General features: G+C 72.2%; 17 protein-coding genes. 12 read left to right on the top strand and 5 right to left on the bottom strand.

Annotated features, from left to right (window positions below; all coding sequences use genetic code 11):
* Positions 1-126 precede the first annotated feature (126 nt).
* Positions 127-750, top strand: coding sequence for a GntR family transcriptional regulator (locus BU204_RS00310; protein ID WP_158073375.1), 624 nt, complete (start codon positions 127-129; stop codon positions 748-750).
* Between the two features lie 10 nt (positions 751-760).
* Here the strand turns inward: BU204_RS00310 and BU204_RS00305 are convergent, their stop codons facing one another.
* Positions 761-1126 (bottom strand): putative quinol monooxygenase, encoded by a 366-nt coding sequence (locus BU204_RS00305; protein ID WP_083660881.1) that lies wholly within the window; start codon positions 1124-1126, stop codon positions 761-763.
* 163 nt (positions 1127-1289) lie between these two features.
* Between BU204_RS00305 and BU204_RS00300 the strand changes: the two genes are divergently transcribed.
* Entirely contained in the window at positions 1290-2372 is a 1083-nt protein-coding gene (locus BU204_RS00300; protein ID WP_075123440.1) for an alcohol dehydrogenase catalytic domain-containing protein, read from the top strand.
* 6 nt (positions 2373-2378) lie between these two features.
* Here the strand turns inward: BU204_RS00300 and BU204_RS00295 are convergent, their stop codons facing one another.
* A complete protein-coding gene (locus tag BU204_RS00295) occupies positions 2379-2576 on the bottom strand; it encodes a ferredoxin (protein ID WP_075123439.1) in 198 nt (65 codons plus the stop codon).
* Positions 2577-2706: 130 nt separating this feature from the next.
* On the opposite strand from BU204_RS00295, the gene BU204_RS00290 reads away from it, so the two are divergent.
* Both BU204_RS00290 and BU204_RS00285 read left to right on the top strand, forming a co-directional pair.
* Positions 2707-3819, top strand: coding sequence for an NAD(P)/FAD-dependent oxidoreductase (locus tag BU204_RS00290; protein ID WP_198942712.1), 1113 nt, complete (start codon positions 2707-2709; stop codon positions 3817-3819).
* 53 nt (positions 3820-3872) lie between these two features.
* Positions 3873-4820, top strand: a complete 948-nt coding sequence (locus tag BU204_RS00285) for a ribose-phosphate diphosphokinase (protein WP_198942728.1) — start codon at positions 3873-3875, stop codon at positions 4818-4820.
* A 9-nt stretch (positions 4821-4829) separates the two neighbouring features.
* Here the strand turns inward: BU204_RS00285 and BU204_RS00280 are convergent, their stop codons facing one another.
* Positions 4830-5348 carry a hypothetical protein gene (locus tag BU204_RS00280; protein ID WP_075123437.1) on the bottom strand — a complete coding sequence of 173 codons (519 nt, stop codon included), beginning with the start codon at positions 5346-5348 and terminating at the stop codon, positions 4830-4832.
* A 170-nt stretch (positions 5349-5518) separates the two neighbouring features.
* On the opposite strand from BU204_RS00280, the gene BU204_RS00275 reads away from it, so the two are divergent.
* The 6 genes from BU204_RS00275 (at position 5519) to BU204_RS00255 (ending at position 8682) form a co-directional block, all read left to right on the top strand.
* Positions 5519-5689 carry a hydrophobic protein gene (locus BU204_RS00275; protein WP_075123436.1) on the top strand — a complete coding sequence of 57 codons (171 nt, stop codon included), beginning with the start codon at positions 5519-5521 and terminating at the stop codon, positions 5687-5689.
* A 147-nt stretch (positions 5690-5836) separates the two neighbouring features.
* On the top strand, positions 5837-6289 hold the full coding sequence (locus BU204_RS00270; protein WP_075123435.1) for a hypothetical protein: 453 nt from the start codon (positions 5837-5839) through the stop codon (positions 6287-6289).
* On the top strand, positions 6286-6459 hold the full coding sequence (locus BU204_RS39840) for a hypothetical protein (protein WP_158073374.1): 174 nt from the start codon (positions 6286-6288) through the stop codon (positions 6457-6459). Before BU204_RS00270 ends, BU204_RS39840 begins: the two co-directional genes overlap by 4 nt.
* 63 nt (positions 6460-6522) lie before the next feature.
* Positions 6523-7191, top strand: coding sequence for a lysophospholipid acyltransferase family protein (locus BU204_RS00265; RefSeq protein ID WP_075123434.1), 669 nt, complete (start codon positions 6523-6525; stop codon positions 7189-7191).
* Between the two features lie 137 nt (positions 7192-7328).
* Entirely contained in the window at positions 7329-7547 is a 219-nt protein-coding gene (locus tag BU204_RS00260) for a hypothetical protein (RefSeq protein WP_075123433.1), read from the top strand.
* Positions 7548-7584: 37 nt separating this feature from the next.
* Positions 7585-8682, top strand: a complete 1098-nt coding sequence (locus BU204_RS00255) for a glycoside hydrolase family 3 N-terminal domain-containing protein (protein WP_075123432.1) — start codon at positions 7585-7587, stop codon at positions 8680-8682.
* A gap of 8 nt (positions 8683-8690) precedes the next feature.
* On the opposite strand, the gene BU204_RS00250 is transcribed toward BU204_RS00255, so the two are convergent.
* Positions 8691-10883: an MMPL family transporter gene (locus tag BU204_RS00250; protein WP_075123431.1), complete on the bottom strand. Its 2193-nt coding sequence runs from the start codon at positions 10881-10883 to the stop codon at positions 8691-8693.
* A 162-nt stretch (positions 10884-11045) separates the two neighbouring features.
* On the opposite strand from BU204_RS00250, the gene BU204_RS00245 reads away from it, so the two are divergent.
* Positions 11046-11621 (top strand): TetR/AcrR family transcriptional regulator, encoded by a 576-nt coding sequence (locus BU204_RS00245; protein WP_075123430.1) that lies wholly within the window; start codon positions 11046-11048, stop codon positions 11619-11621.
* 9 nt (positions 11622-11630) lie between these two features.
* On the opposite strand, the gene BU204_RS00240 is transcribed toward BU204_RS00245, so the two are convergent.
* A complete protein-coding gene (locus BU204_RS00240; RefSeq protein ID WP_143229222.1) occupies positions 11631-12785 on the bottom strand; it encodes a transcriptional regulator in 1155 nt (384 codons plus the stop codon).
* A gap of 468 nt (positions 12786-13253) precedes the next feature.
* Between BU204_RS00240 and BU204_RS00235 the strand changes: the two genes are divergently transcribed.
* Positions 13254-13844, top strand: coding sequence for a hypothetical protein (locus tag BU204_RS00235; RefSeq protein WP_075123428.1), 591 nt, complete (start codon positions 13254-13256; stop codon positions 13842-13844).
* Positions 13845-14051: the final 207 nt, after the last annotated feature.

Raw genomic sequence — 14051 nt, 5'->3', positions numbered from 1 at the left:
GGCGGAATCGGCCAACAATGCCCCGGTACCGGCGGACCTGCTACCGCCACGACGCACGACGATGGGGGGTAATGTGTCATGGCGACCGCGAGGGCCGGCCGTCCCGTCGCACCTCTGCCTGCTCCGGTGACCAAGATCTCGCCGTACCAGAGGCTCAAGGAGGCGATCCGCGCCGGAGACCTGACACCGGGCCAGCAGCTGGTGGAGTCGGCACTCGCCGACTGGTGCGAGGTGAGCCGCACGCCGATCCGGGAGGCGCTGTCGAAGCTCCAGCACGACGGGCTGGTCGAGCGCAGCGAGCGCGGCCTGGTGGTGCGCGAGCGCGGGCCGGAGGAGGTGCTCGACATCTACGAGGCGCGGATCGCGCTGGAGGGCACCGCGGCCCGCCTGGCCGCCGAGCGTCGAAGCTCCCACGACCTGATGCTGCTGCGCCGGTCGCTCGCCCGGCTTGAGTCGGTCGCCGACGGCGACGTCGACGCGATGGTGGACAGCAACCGCCAGTTCCACACCGCGGTCTGGCGAGCTAGCCACAACGTCTCGTTGACCGATCTGCTCGAGCGACTCGACCTGCACCTGGCCCGCTACCCGGCGACCACGCTGGCCAGTCCCGGGCGGTGGCAGCGGGCGAACGAGCAGCACCGGGGAATGGTGACCGCGATCGAGGCCAGGGACAGCGGCAGCGCGGAACGGGCGGCGATAGCGCACTTCACCGAGGCGCGCGACATCCGCCTGTCCCTGTTCGACGTCTGAGGCGGGCGGGTCAGCCCGCCGCCCACGGCTGGTGCTCCGGCCCGGCGGCGGCGGGGTCCGCCGCGTCCGCGCTCTCCGCGATCCCCAGCCCGCCGACGATGTCGATCTCCTGACCGGTGAACTCACCGGTCAGCATCGGCATCGCGGCGGCGATCGCGGCCCTGGTATCGGGCAGCTCGAGCGAGGCGTCGTGGTGGGCCTTGCTGAGCCAGACCTCCTGGACCCACACGAGGTCCGGCTCGCTCGGCGAGGTCCCGACGGCGTAGAGCTCGCAGCCGGCCGAGCGCAACCCCTCCTGGTTGCCGAGCAGCAACGCCACGACCTCGTCCCGCCGTCCGGGGCGGGTCCTCATGGTGCCCAGGTATCCGTATCGCATGCACCGAGCCTGCCACTGCCGCGCCCCTCCGCATTGGACGAACCCGACACGGAGTCCGGTAGTGGTCCTCGCCACCTTCTCCACGTGCCGTGGTCGCACTAGCCTCGGTCGGAGGGCCGGTCCCCACGACGACGCGGGGAGGCGTGCGACCCGAGGGAGTTCGATGGTCAGGGCAGCGGTGCTGATGCGGCAGGGCGAACCGCTGGAGGTGCGGGACATCGTGCTCGCCGACCCCGGCCCAGGACAGGTTCGGGTGCGGCTGGTGGCGGCCGGTGTCTGCCACTCCGACCTGTCGCTGGCCAACGGAACGCTCGCCCCGACGATGCCGGTGGTGCTCGGTCACGAGGGCGCCGGAACCGTGGTCGCCGTCGGTGACGGGGTCGACCGGGTCGCGGTGGGGGACAACGTCGTGCTGAACTGGGCACCCGCCTGCCGGGCGTGCTGGTTCTGCAACGCCGGGGAGCCCTACCTGTGCGAGCACGCCGAGGAACGCGCCGGTCAGCCCTACGCGACGCTGGACGACGGCACGCCGGTCCACCCGGGGCTCGGCACCGGCGCGTTCGCGGAGGAGACCGTGGTTCCGCAACAGGGCGTGGTGCCGATCCCCAGCGACGTCCCACTGGACACGGCGGCGCTGCTCGGCTGCGCCGTGCTCACCGGCAACGGCGCCGTGCACAACACGGCGCGGGTGCGGCCGGGGCAGTCCGTCGTCGTGATGGGCCTGGGCGGGGTCGGGCTCTCGGTCCTGCAGGCGGCGCGCGCGGCCGGTGCGTCGCCGATCATCGGCGTCGACGTCACCGAGTCCAAGGCGCAGCTCGCGATCCTGCACGGCGCGACCGAGTTCGTCCGCGCGGACGAGACCACCAGCAAGTCGATCCGCCGGCTCACCGGCGGCCGCGGTGCCGACCACGCCTTCGACTGCGTCGGCCAGCCCGCGACGATCCGTGCGTCCTGGTCGGCGAGCCGGCGCGGCGGTACGGTCACCGTGATCGGGGTCGGCAGCCGGCGGACCACCGTCGAGTTCAACGTCCTGGAGCTGTACTGGTTCGGCCGCACGCTCCAGGGCTGCGTCTACGGCTCGAGTGATCCCGACGTGGACGTGCCGAGGCTGCTCGACGAGATGGCCGAGGGCAGGCTGGACGTCGCCGCTCTCGCCACCGACGCCACCGATCTGACCGGGGTCAACGCCGCCTTCGACCGGCTCGGGCAGGGCGGCCGCACGATCGTCCGGCTGGCTGGGGAGTAGCTCGCGTCAGTCCGCTTCCAGGGCGATGGCCTGGGCCGGGCACATGTCCACGGCTTCCTCGACGTTGGCCACCTGGTCGCCCTCCACGTGCTCGGTGAGCAGAACGACGGTGCCGTCGTCGTCGCTCTGGTCGAAGACGGCGGGCTCGGTGAGCACGCACTGCCCCGCTCCGACGCATCGGGCGGTGTCGGTGACGACGCGCATGGCGGATCTCCTCCTCTGTCCGGTGTGACCGTACCGCGCCTGTGAGACAGGTCGCGCCGCGGTGGTGTCACGAATCGAGGCGCTCCCTAGTCAATGCGGCGAGATGGACACCCGGTGGAAGGAGAACGTCATGGCGGACATCGTGGTGGTCGGCGGCGGCTACGCCGGCCAGCTCGCGGCGAACCTCGCCGCCCGGCGGACCAGCGGGCGGGTGACGCTGGTCAACGAGCGCGACCGCTTCGTCGAGCGGGTCCGGCTGCACCAGGTCGCGGCGGGACAACGGGTGCGCGAGCACGCGCTCGCCGACCTGTTGCGGGGCACCGGCGCCCGCCTGGTCGTGGACCGGGTCACCCGGATCGACCCGCGCACCCGGACCGTGGAGCTGGCGGCGGGGGAGCCGTTGCGGTACGACACGCTGATCTACGCGGCGGGCAGCCGGGCCGACCTCGCCTCGGTGCCCGGGGCCGCCGAGCACGCGTTCGGCCTGGCCGACGTCGAGCAGACGGTCCGGCTGCGGGAACGCCTCGCCCGGGGCGGCACGGTCAGCGTCGTGGGTGGCGGGCTCACCGGTGTCGAGGCCGCCACCGAGATCGCCGAGTCCCACCCCCGGGTGGCGGTGCGGCTGCTGACCGACGGCGTGCTCGGCGCCGGTCTCTCCGCGCGCGGCCGCCGCCACCTCGCCCGGGTGTGCGCCAGGCTGGGGGTCGAGGTCCGGGAGGGGGCCCGGGTCGTCGAGGTCCTGCCCGACGGCGTGGCGCTCGCCGGCGGTGCGCACCTGGCCGCGGACACGGTCGTCTGGGCGACCGGCTTCACCGTGCCCCGGCTGGCCGCCGAGTCCGGGCTCGCCGTGGACGAGCACGGTCGGCTGCTCGTCGACGACACGCTCCGCTCAGTGTCCCACCCGGACGTCTACGGTGTCGGCGACGCGGCCGCCGTTCGCCGGTCGAACGGCCAGGAGCTGCGGATGGCCTGCGCGACCGGACTCCCCACCGGGCAGTGGGCGGTCCGCGTGATCGGCGCCCGCCAGGCCGGGCGGGCCGCCACGCCGCTGCGGTTCCGGTACATCAACCAGTGCGTGAGCCTCGGCCGGCGCGACGGGCTGATCCAGTTCGTGCGTGCCGACGACAGCCCGCGCGAGGCCGTGCTGACCGGTCGGCTCGCCGCGCTGTACAAGGAGCTGGTGGTGCGCGGTGCGCTGCTGGCTCAGCGCCACCCCTGGCTCCCGACGGCCCCTCGGGGGTGAGCCGGCCGGCCCAGTAGCATTCGGCCGGTCGGAGCCGGTCGAGGGCGGGGAGTCTGGTGCGGGAGATCGCCGTCTTCAGCGGGAGCGCTCATCCCGAGCTCGCCGCCGAGATCTGCGCGAACCTGGAGGTGCCGCTGCGCCCGGTCCGGGTCCAGCGGTTCGCCAACGACTGCATCGAGGTGCAGCTGCAGGCCAACTGCCGGGAACGGGACGTCTTCCTGATCCAGCCGCTGGTCGCCCCCGTGCAGGAGAACCTGGTCGAGCTGCTGCTGATGCTCGACGCCGCGCGGGGGGCGTCGGCGGCACGAATCACGGTCGTGCTGCCGCACTACTCCTACGCCCGCTCGGACAAGAAGGACGCACCGCGCATCTCGATCGGCGCGCGCCTGGTGGCCGACCTGCTCGTGGCCGCCGGCGCCGGCCGGGTGCTGACCATGACCCTGCACTCCCCGCAGGTGCACGGCTTCTTCAGCGTGCCGGTGGACCACCTGCACGCGCTGCGGGAGCTGGCCGCCTACTTCCGCGGGCTGGACCTGTCCAACACCGTCGTGGTGTCACCCGACCTGGGTAACGCCAAGGAGGCCTCGCACTTCGCCCGGTTGCTCGACGTGCCGGTGGCCGCGGGTGCCAAGCAGCGCTTCGCCGACGACAAGGTGATGATCTCCGACATCATCGGCGAGGTCGCCGGCCGGGACGTGATCGTCCTGGACGACGAGATCGCCAAGGGCAGCACGGTGATCGAGCTGCTGGACCGGCTGCGCGAGCGCGACGCCCGGAGCATCCGGGTCGCCTGCACCCACGGGTTGTTCGCGGCCGGCGCGCTGGGACGCATCGGCGACCAGCCCGACGTCCTCGAGATCGTGTGCACGAACACGGTGCCGGTGCCCGTGGACGCCGACACGCCGAAGCTGACCGTGCTCTCCATCGCGCCGGCGCTCGCCGAGGCGATGCGCCGGATCCACAACGGAGAGTCGGTCAGCGCGTTGTTCGACGCCCCCTGACCCGCCGGGTTAGGTGCGGGGGTAGGGCTCCTGCCGGTTGATGGCGGCGGTGGCGCTGTCGCCGGTGTAGGCGGGGTTCTCCGCCGGCGCCGGAACAACGGTCGGCGCCGGGGTGACGGTCGGCGCGGGGGTGACGGTGCCGTACGCGGCGTTCGCCTGGTCGTGTGCCTGCCGGCGGGCCTCGCGCTCCTGGTGGAGCCCGTCGAACTCCTGGCGGTCGCGGATCCGGGTGAGCGCGGTGATCGCGACCCAGTGGGCGATCCCGATCACCAGCAGGATCACTCCGAGCCGAACGACGATGCCCTCGATCTCGGTGTCCGCCGGGATGTCGATGGTGGAGATGAGCGCGAGCACGCCCAGCACGGCGAGGTGGAAGAGCACGGACACGAGCTTGGTCAGCGACTCGGCCGAGGCGTTGGGCGCGGACTGCTGCAGGAAGCGACGACCGTTGCGGTAGATGATCTGGCCGTCGACCAGGACCAACACCGTACCGATCAGCAGGAAGGTCACGTAGCTGTTGGTATCCACGGCTGCACCTCTCCTATAAGTCTCTCCTCCAGGCATTACCCGCCGCGATCCCGGTAAAACCCGCGGTGGCCGGGGTTTGTGAACGATCAACACGGGTAACCAGCCCGGCGTGGCGGCCGCCCTTCGACGGCCAGCCGATTCCCCGTATCCCCCAGAAAGGCAGTTCCGTCATGCTTCCGCTCTTACTGGTGCTGTTGGTCGTGCTCGCCCTGTTCGGCGCGGGCTTCGCCATGAAGGCGCTCTGGATCGTCGCCGGCGTGCTGCTGGTGGTGTGGCTGCTCGGCTTCGTCATGCGTCGGCCGGTGGCCGGCGGTGGCAGCGGCCGTTGGTACCGCTGGTAGTTCGGCTGGTAGTTCGGCTGTAGTTCGCCGATGGGGGTCGTTTCGGTGGTGCCCGTTCTCCGACCGTGCTCAGCCCCGGGTGCCGGGGTTTGTCGCCGGTCGGGGTGGGCACTCCCACCCCGACCGCGAGGGAAGGAGCACGTAGCGATGCTCAGCGACGGATCAACGGCACAGGCCACCGCCCATCGGTTGGTGCACTGCGTGCTGGACAGCGACCCCGACGGCCTGACGACAGCGTTGGAGACCGTGGTGGACCAGGGAGACCAGCTCCGCCCGTACGTGCGGGCGGTGGTCGCCGAGCTGATCCAGGTCGCGTCCCAGGCGGTGCGCGACAACGCGGGAGGCGCGCCAGCCGACACGGCCTTCGCCGTGGACCTGCGCGACGACGACGACACCAAGGTGTCCATCGACGACCTGGCTCCACCGGTCCGGGCCACGATCCGGGCGTTGCTGGCCGACCTCAACGGCCATGCCGAGGACGTGGAGTTCCAGCTCGACCTCGCGGTGCGCCAGCTCGACCCACTCACCGGGCTGGACACCGTCCGCCGTGCCCTTACCATGACAATCGCACTGCTGCAGTGGACCAGGAGCGACACGTGAACCCCGAGACCGGTGCGAACGAAGCCGACGTGCTCGAGCAGATGCGGGACCTGCACGACGACGTCGAGCCCGCCATCCCGCCCACGATGGACGCCGAGGCCAACCCGGCGGACGTGAGCGAGCAGAGCCTGGCCGTCCCGTCCGAAGAGGAGGACTGGCGGGACGTCTGAGGGCTCCGGGCCAACGGGGCGTGGCATGCTGTGTGGTCGACAGCGCCGATCCCGGGAGAACGCGTGTTACACCACCTGGTCCGCTATGTTCTCGCCCCAGCAGCCCGCCTGGCCTACCGGCCGGCGGTGGTCGGTCTGGAGAACGTCCCGGCGGACGGACCGGTGATCCTCGCCTCCAACCACCGCGCCGTGCTCGACACGGCCGTGATCTCGCTGGTCGTCCGCCGGCGGGTCCAGTTCCTCGGCAAGGCGGAGTACTTCACCCAGCCCGGTTTCCGGGGGCGCGCCATGGCGGCCTTCGTGGGCGGGCTGGGATATGTCCCGGTCGAGCGCGGCAACGCCCACGCCGGGCTGGCCGCGCTGAACGCGGGGCAGAAGGTGCTCAACGCCGGGGGCGCGTTCGCGATCTACCCGGAGGGCACCCGTTCGCTCGACGGTCGCCTGTACCGGGGGCATACCGGTGTCGCTGTGCTCGCGTTCTCGACCGGCGCACCAGTGGTGCCGGTGGCCCTGACCGGCACGGAGAACCTGCTGCCCCGGGGCGCCCGCATCCCGCGCCCGGCCAGGATCACCGCACGGTTCGGCGAGCCGCTGGACTTCTCCGGATGGACCGAGCACAACCTTCGGGCCCGCCGCGCGGTGACCGACGAGGTCATGGCCGCGATCCAGCGGCTGTCCCGGCAGGAGTACGTCAACACCTACCACCGCCGGCCGGACGAGGACGTCGCCTGACCGCGGACCCCGTCCCGGCTCAGCGCAGTCGAACCCGGTCGAGCAGGTGGTCGATCACCTCGGTCAGGGGCTCGGCGCCGCCTCTCTCCAGCCACAGGGCGGCGGCCGTGCGCACCGTCGCGAGGAACGTGGCGGCCATGAGCCTCGCCGCGCTGCCGCCGCGGATCCAGCAGGTGGTGCGGACCGTGTACGGCGACGCCACGGCGCACATCTTCCTGATCGCCGCGGGCGCGGCACTCGTCGGCGTGGTCGCCGCGCTGCTGCTGCCGCCGGTCACCCTGCGCACCACGATCGACCTGGAGCGGTCGCGCGAGCACACCGTGCCGGAACCGGTCGCGAGGGCGTCATGTCAGTAACTCACGATCTATGGGGTCAATGAGTTACCGTTGACCGATGCGAGCTGGGCTGGTCTTCCGGATGCTGACCGTCGTGGTCGCGCTGGGCGCCGCCGCCGCGCTGGGCGCGCCGGTCGACCAGGTGCGGGACCTCGCCTACGCGCGGCAGGCCGCGGGCCAGCGGGTCGTCTACTCCTACCCGGGTCTGGTGCCGCCGCAGAGCCTGCTGGCCCGGATCCGGGCGGGGGAGGCCGCCGGCGTGATCTTCTTCGCGGAGAACGTGTCGAGCCTCCAGCAGATCGCCGGGGTGGTGGCGCAGCTGCGGGCGGCGGCCGCGCAGAGCCCCGCCGAGCACCCCTTGCTGCTGATGACCGACCAGGAGGGCGGCCTGGTGCGCCGCCTGCCCGGAGAGCCCACCCTCTCGCACAAGGACATCGGTCAGGCGCCGGGCCCGGCCGCGGCCGCCACCGCGGCCGGGCGCGGCGCGGGTCGCAACCTCGCCTCGGTCGGGATGAACGTCAACCTGGCCCCGGTGCTCGACGTCTTCCACGCACCCGGCGACCTGATGGACTCCGTCGAGCGCTCCTTCGGCGACGACCCGGCCACGGTGACCACGCTCGGCGCGAACTACGTCCGCGCGCAGCGGGCGCAGGGCGTCGCCGCGACCGTCAAGCACTTCCCCGGGCTCGGCCCCGCGACGACCGCGGACAACACCGACCTGCGGCCGGTGACGCTGCCGGTGTCGCTGTCCGCCCTGCGCACCGTGCACGAGGCGCCCTACCCGGCGGCGGTCTCCGCCGGTGCACAGCTCGTGATGCTGTCCTGGGCGGTGTACCCGGCGCTGGACGCGACCCGGCCGGCCGGGCTGTCGCCGGCCGTCGTCCAGGAGCTCCGGACGCGGGCGGGTTTCACCGGCGTGACGATCACCGACGCGCTCGAGGCGGGCGCCCTGCGCGACCACGGGTCGACCGGGAACCGGGCCGTGCTCGCCGCCCGGGCCGGGATGGACCTGATCCTCGCCTCCGCCCGGGACGTGGGCCAGGGCGACCAGGCGGCGCAGGCCCTGGCCGGCGCGCTGACCGACGGCACCCTCGACGCCGGTGCCTTCGGAGACGCGCTGGCCAGGGTCAACGACCTTCGAGCGGCCCTGGGGTAGGCGCTGGGCTAGACGGGCACGGGCGTGCGGTCCGGCTGCTCGTCGCGCGGCGGCTCGACGAGCCGCTCGCCCTCGACGTCCACGTTGGGCAGCAGGCGGTCCAGCCACTTCGGCAGCCACCAGGCGTGCCGCCCGAGCAGCGCCATGACCGCGGGCACGATCGTCATCCGGATGACGAACGCGTCCACCGCCACGCCGACCGCGAGCGCGAAGCCGATCGACTGGATCAGGGTGTCCTCGGCCAGCACGAACCCGGCGAACACGCTCGTCATGATCAGCGCGGCCGCCACCACGACACGTGCGCCGTGCTCGAAGCCGGTGACGACCGCGTCCTGCGCCGAGGCGCCGTGCACGTAGTCCTCGCGCATCCTCGTCACCAGGAACACCTGGTAGTCCATGGCGAGCCCGAACAGCACACCGATCAGCAGGATCGGCAGCATGCTCATGATCGGGCCGATGCTCTCGACGCCGAGCACGTCGCGCAGCCAGCCCCACTGGAACACCGCGACCACCGCGCCGAAGGTCGCCACCACCGAGCCGAGGAAGCCCAGGGTGGCCTTGAGCGGCACCACGATCGACCGAAACACCAGCATCAGCAGCAGGAACGCGAGCCCGACGATCAGCAGCAGGTAGGGCAGCATGGCGTCGGCGAGCTTGTCGGAGACGTCGATGTTGGCCGCCGTCTGCCCGGTCACCGAGATCTCCGCCCCGGTGGAGCCGCGCAGCTCGCCCGCCGTCGTGCGGATGTCCGCGACGAGGTCCTCGGTCGCGCCGTCGCTGGGGCCGGTCCTGGGGATGACGGTCAGCAGTGCGGTGGTGCCCTGCTCGTTGAACCGCGCCGGCATCACCGCCGCGACGTTGTCCAGGTCACCGATCCGCGCGGCGGCGCGCTGGGCGGCGGCCTGCGGGTCGTCGCTGTCCTCGGCGTCCACGACGACGGTCAGCGGGCCGTTGGCCCCGGGGCCGAAGCTCGCGCTGACCAGCTGGTAGGCGCGGTACTGGCTGGAGTCGTGGGCGGCTGTGCTGTCGTTGGGGAGGCCGAGCTGCATGCTGGCGGCCGGGACGGCCAGCACGGCGAGCCCCGCCACGGCCACGGCGAGCACGGGCACCCTGTGCCGGGCGACGTACCTGGCCCAGCGCTCGCCCATGCTCGCCCGCCCGGGCTTCGGGCCGCCGCGCAGGCCGGGCAGCCGGCCGGCACGCACCTTGTCGCCGGCGAAGCCGAGCACCGCCGGCAGCAGGGTGAGCGCGATCAGCACGGAGACCGCGACGGTGATGGCCGCCGCGACGCCCATCTCGCCCAGGAACGGGATGCCGACGACCGTCAGGCCGGCCAGGGCGACGATCACGGTGAGCCCGGCGAACACGACCGCCGAGCCGGCGGTTCCGCTCGCCCGGGCCACGGCCTGCTCGTGGTCCAGGCCGCGGGCCAGCTCGTTGCGGTACCGCGAGACGATAAACAGCGCGTAGTCGATGCCGACCGCGAGCCCGATCATCAGCGCCAGCACCGGCGTGTTCGCGTTGAGCTCGGTGAACCCCGAGACGATGGTGATCCCGGCCAGGCCGATGCCGACCCCGACCAGGGCGGTGAGCAGCGGCAGCCCCGCGGCGAGCAGCGAGCCGAACGTGATCACCAGGACCAGCGCGGCGACCGCGACACCGAGGATCTCGGTGGTGCCGGTCTCCGGGGCGCCGCGCACGGCGTCACCGCCGAACTCGACGGTCAGCCCGGCCCGCGCGCCGACCCGGCCGGTCTCGAGCAGGCTTTCCCGGTCGGCGTCGGTCAGCTCGAACGCCTGCTTGTCGTAGCCGACCTGGACCAGGGCGAGGGAGCCGTCCGGCGCGATCGACCCGGTCTGGTACGGGTCGGCCACCCGGGCCACCTCCGGCGCCTCGCGCAGCGCCGCGACGACCTCGTCGACGGCGGCCTTGGTGGCCGGGGCGGTGAGGTTCTGGCCCTCGGGGGCGGCGATGGCCACGCGGGCGGTGGCGCCGCCGACGCCGGCCTCCGGGAACGTCGACCTCAGGTGGTCGACGGCCTTCTGGGACTCGGTGCCGGGGATCGTCACCGCATTGCTGAGCTGGCCGGACAGGCCGACCGCCCCGAGGCCGAACACGATCAGCAGGACCGTCCAGACACCGGTGACCAGCCACCGGCGGCGGAAGGACGCGCGGCCCAACCGGTAGAGGAACGTCGCCACGACACACTCCCGAAGCTTGTTGGATGCTCCTGGCCGAAACTAGCCGAGCGGCAAGCATTCTTCCAGCCGATCGGCAAGCGTGTGACTAGCCACACGGCTAGGACTCGGGTTGTCGATCGGCAAGTGCGGGGAGTAGGTTAGGAACGTTGGCGAGGAGGTTCGATGACGGCCACCACGGCGCGTGACAACGACACGCGGACCCGGCTGCTCGAGACGGCGCTGACCCTGTTCACCCGCCACGGCGTCGAGGGCACGTCGCTGCAGATGATCGCGGACGCGCTCGGTGTCACCAAGGCGGCGGTGTACTACCACTTCAAGACGAAGGACGAGATCACCGAGGCGGTGGCCGAGCCGGCGCTGCGCCAGCTGGGCGCGCTGGTCCAGGAGGCTCGCGGCCTGCGCCGGCGGGGAGCCCAGGTGGACCACGTGCTCGCCGGCCTGGTCGAGCTGGTGGTCGGGCACCGGGCGCTGGCCGCCGTGTTCTCGAGTGACCCCGGGGTGGCGCGCGCGCTGGAGCGCACCCTGAAGGGGGAGGACGACGTCAAGGACTGCATGACCGACCTGCTCTGCGGCCCGGACGCCGACGACGAGAGCAAGGTCGCCGCGCACGTGGCCCTGGCCGGCATCGCCCTGGCCGGCGGCTCACCCGACCTGGCCGACCTCCCCGACGACGAGCTGCGCCGCCACCTCCTGGCAGCCGGCCGCCGGCTGCTCGGCCGACCCCGCCCGCGCGCCTGACCTTGCGCCCTAGGGAAGCCGCTGGCCGAACGCCGCCAGCTTCCGTCGGAGCGTCGTCATCCGTTCGTCGCTTCGGGCGGAGGTCGTGCGTGAGGTGAGCTCGTGGGCGCGGGCCGCCGCGGCGACCGCCTCGTCGACGGCGCCGAGCTCGAGGTGTGCCTCCGCGAGCCAGCTCGTGTACAGCGCCAGCTCACGCGCCCGCCGCTCGTCGTAACCGTCGAGCACGCCGGTGAGCAGCTGGACGGCCCGCTCGGCCTCGCCCACCACGACGTGGCAGCGCCCGGCCATGATCGTGACCTCGTCCTCGTCGAGCCAGTACACCCACTCGGGGTCGTCGTCCGACCTGCCGCGCTCGAAGCTCGTCTCGACGGCGACGAGCGTCCGCTCGGCCTGTCGTCGTTCGCCGGCCTTGGCGTAGGCCCAGGCCAGGCGTTCCTTGAACAGGGCTCGCGCCCTCGGTGACGCATGCCGGGCCCCCGTGTCCGCGCTCTGCGCCAGCAGCACGGCTTCCCGAGGGCTACCGACATTGCTGACCTGGTAGGAGAGCGTCGAGATGAGGTTGGCCGCGAGGGCGGCGTCCCCGGCGGCGTGCGCGGCCCGTACGCCGGCGAGGTAGTAGTGCGCGGCGGAGGCGTACCGCCCGGCATCGCCGACGACCCACCCGGCCAGCTGTGCCAGCTCGCCCACCGCCGTGAGCAACCGCCGCCCCAGGGCCTCGGTGTAGCTCGCCTCCCGCAGCAGGGCGGCGGTGGCCCGCAGCTCGTTGACCACGAGCGCGTGCAGGTCGCCTCCGGCCACGACGTCGTCGATCCGGCGCAGCTCGGCGGTGCGCCGTTCGACCGTGCTCACGAGGTTCTCCCCGATCCGGCGACCACTGGCCCGCTCCACGACGTGGGGTGGCTCGGTGACGAGCCAGGCGTGGACCAGGCGGGTGACCGATTCGGCACTCACCGGCGGATCCTCGCACAGCATTCCGGCCAGTTCCCGGCTTTCCGTCCCCGTCCAGTCACCGTCCCGCAGGTCTGGATCAACGCCGCTGTCGGACAACGGGCCGACCACGGTCGTCGAGCCTGGTCGCCGGCGTCCGGGCAGGTCGAACCACAGGAGCTCGGCGGGGATCCCCAACACCTGAGCCCAGTGCGCGAGACTGTCGATGTTCCGCACCGGCGGACCACCTTCGATCCGGCTCACCTGCGCCTGGGTCAGGCCCAGCCACTGTCCGAGCAGCGACTGGGAAATACCACCGGCGCCATACCGCGGCGCGTGGTGCGGATACCGCCGATAGGCCCGCGCCACCCGTCCGATGTGCTGCGCGGCGAAAGCATCCCTCATATGCGGCGTGAGCCAGAAATTGCTCGGCACCGGGGGTGGCGCCAGCAGCCGATCCCGATTCCGCCGCGCGCAGGGCGCGCATTCCGAACCGGTGTTGTCGGCCGTCAGCCGCACCCCACAACGGCAGTACCTGGGGGCGTCTCCACACCGCATCCGGCCGCCTTCGCTTATCGCGACACCACGAACACATTGATCGTACTGACCGGTTGACCAGCGGGAATATCGCCCATACGCAGGACGCATGCGCTCGATACGCCGTGGTGATGGTCAGGACAACGGGCGCGTCGTTAGCTGATCATCATGTCGGACCTGGCGCCCTACATCACCGCGTGGAGCGATGAAGAAGATTCTCCCTGCACGGTCGTCGAACGGAAAGGATGGGGCATCGCCTACGCCGACGAGACCCTCACCGACCGGGACGACGGAGGCGTCCTGTGGTTCCGAAAACCGTCCCGGCCACGACAGGGCCGGCCCCGGTTCGATCAGGTGCACCCGCTCCGCCAGCGACGTGCCATGCGCCGTCTGCTCTGCCAGGTCTGTGGCGGCCCCGCGGACGTGACGGACGACGGCGTCCTGTGGCTGCTCAAGGACCATCGCACCGACTGGCCCAGGTGGCCGGAGAACATGGCTGTCACCGAGCCGCCGATCTGTGTCCCGTGTGTCCGGGTGGCGAGCCGCGCCTGTCCAGCGCTCAGGAGGGGTGCCGCGGTCATCCGCGTAGGCTCCTCCCCGATTGTCGGAGTTCAGGGCCTGCTGTACCGGAGCGGACACGCTGGGCCGATCCCAGTGGGGGAAACGATCATCGCCTACGACGACCCGGGCATCCGTTGGGCACGTGCCATCACCCTCGTGCGCGAGCTGCGTTGGTGCACCATCCTCGACGCGGACTAGCCCGCGTGCGGGCTGGGTCAGCCGGCGTCGGCGAGGGCGGGGTCGCGGGTGGCGTCGGTGTCGGGTTCGGCGGGGATGGTCAGCGTGCGGGCGCGCTGCTCGTTGACCAGCTCGGTGTAGATGGGGTTGGGGTCCACAGGGGACCCATTACCCTCGGCCCCCGAAACGAAACCGGCGGGCCGAAGTGACGTGGGTCTCCCGGCGGCC

Source organism: Actinophytocola xanthii, from assembly GCF_001921205.1.
Lineage (GTDB): Bacteria > Actinomycetota > Actinomycetes > Mycobacteriales > Pseudonocardiaceae > Actinophytocola > Actinophytocola xanthii.
Note: the sequence above shows the minus strand (reverse complement) of the source record. Positions and strands in the feature narration are given on the sequence as shown.

Excerpts from the sequence above, each read along its gene's own strand:
- BU204_RS00235 (WP_075123428.1), top strand. The coding sequence starts at position 13,254 with ATGTCGGACCTGGCGCCCTACATCACCGCGTGGAGCGATGAAGAAGAT.
- BU204_RS00300 (WP_075123440.1), top strand. The coding sequence starts at position 1,290 with ATGGTCAGGGCAGCGGTGCTGATGCGGCAGGGCGAACCGCTGGAGGTG.
- BU204_RS00295 (WP_075123439.1), bottom strand. The coding sequence starts at position 2,576 with ATGCGCGTCGTCACCGACACCGCCCGATGCGTCGGAGCGGGGCAGTGC.
- BU204_RS00290 (WP_198942712.1), top strand. The coding sequence starts at position 2,707 with ATGGCGGACATCGTGGTGGTCGGCGGCGGCTACGCCGGCCAGCTCGCG.
- BU204_RS00245 (WP_075123430.1), top strand. The coding sequence starts at position 11,046 with ATGACGGCCACCACGGCGCGTGACAACGACACGCGGACCCGGCTGCTC.
- BU204_RS00270 (WP_075123435.1), top strand. The coding sequence starts at position 5,837 with ATGCTCAGCGACGGATCAACGGCACAGGCCACCGCCCATCGGTTGGTG.
- BU204_RS00255 (WP_075123432.1), top strand. The coding sequence starts at position 7,585 with ATGCGAGCTGGGCTGGTCTTCCGGATGCTGACCGTCGTGGTCGCGCTG.
- BU204_RS00260 (WP_075123433.1), top strand. The coding sequence starts at position 7,329 with ATGAGCCTCGCCGCGCTGCCGCCGCGGATCCAGCAGGTGGTGCGGACC.
- BU204_RS00305 (WP_083660881.1), bottom strand. The coding sequence starts at position 1,126 with ATGCGATACGGATACCTGGGCACCATGAGGACCCGCCCCGGACGGCGG.
- BU204_RS00275 (WP_075123436.1), top strand. The coding sequence starts at position 5,519 with ATGCTTCCGCTCTTACTGGTGCTGTTGGTCGTGCTCGCCCTGTTCGGC.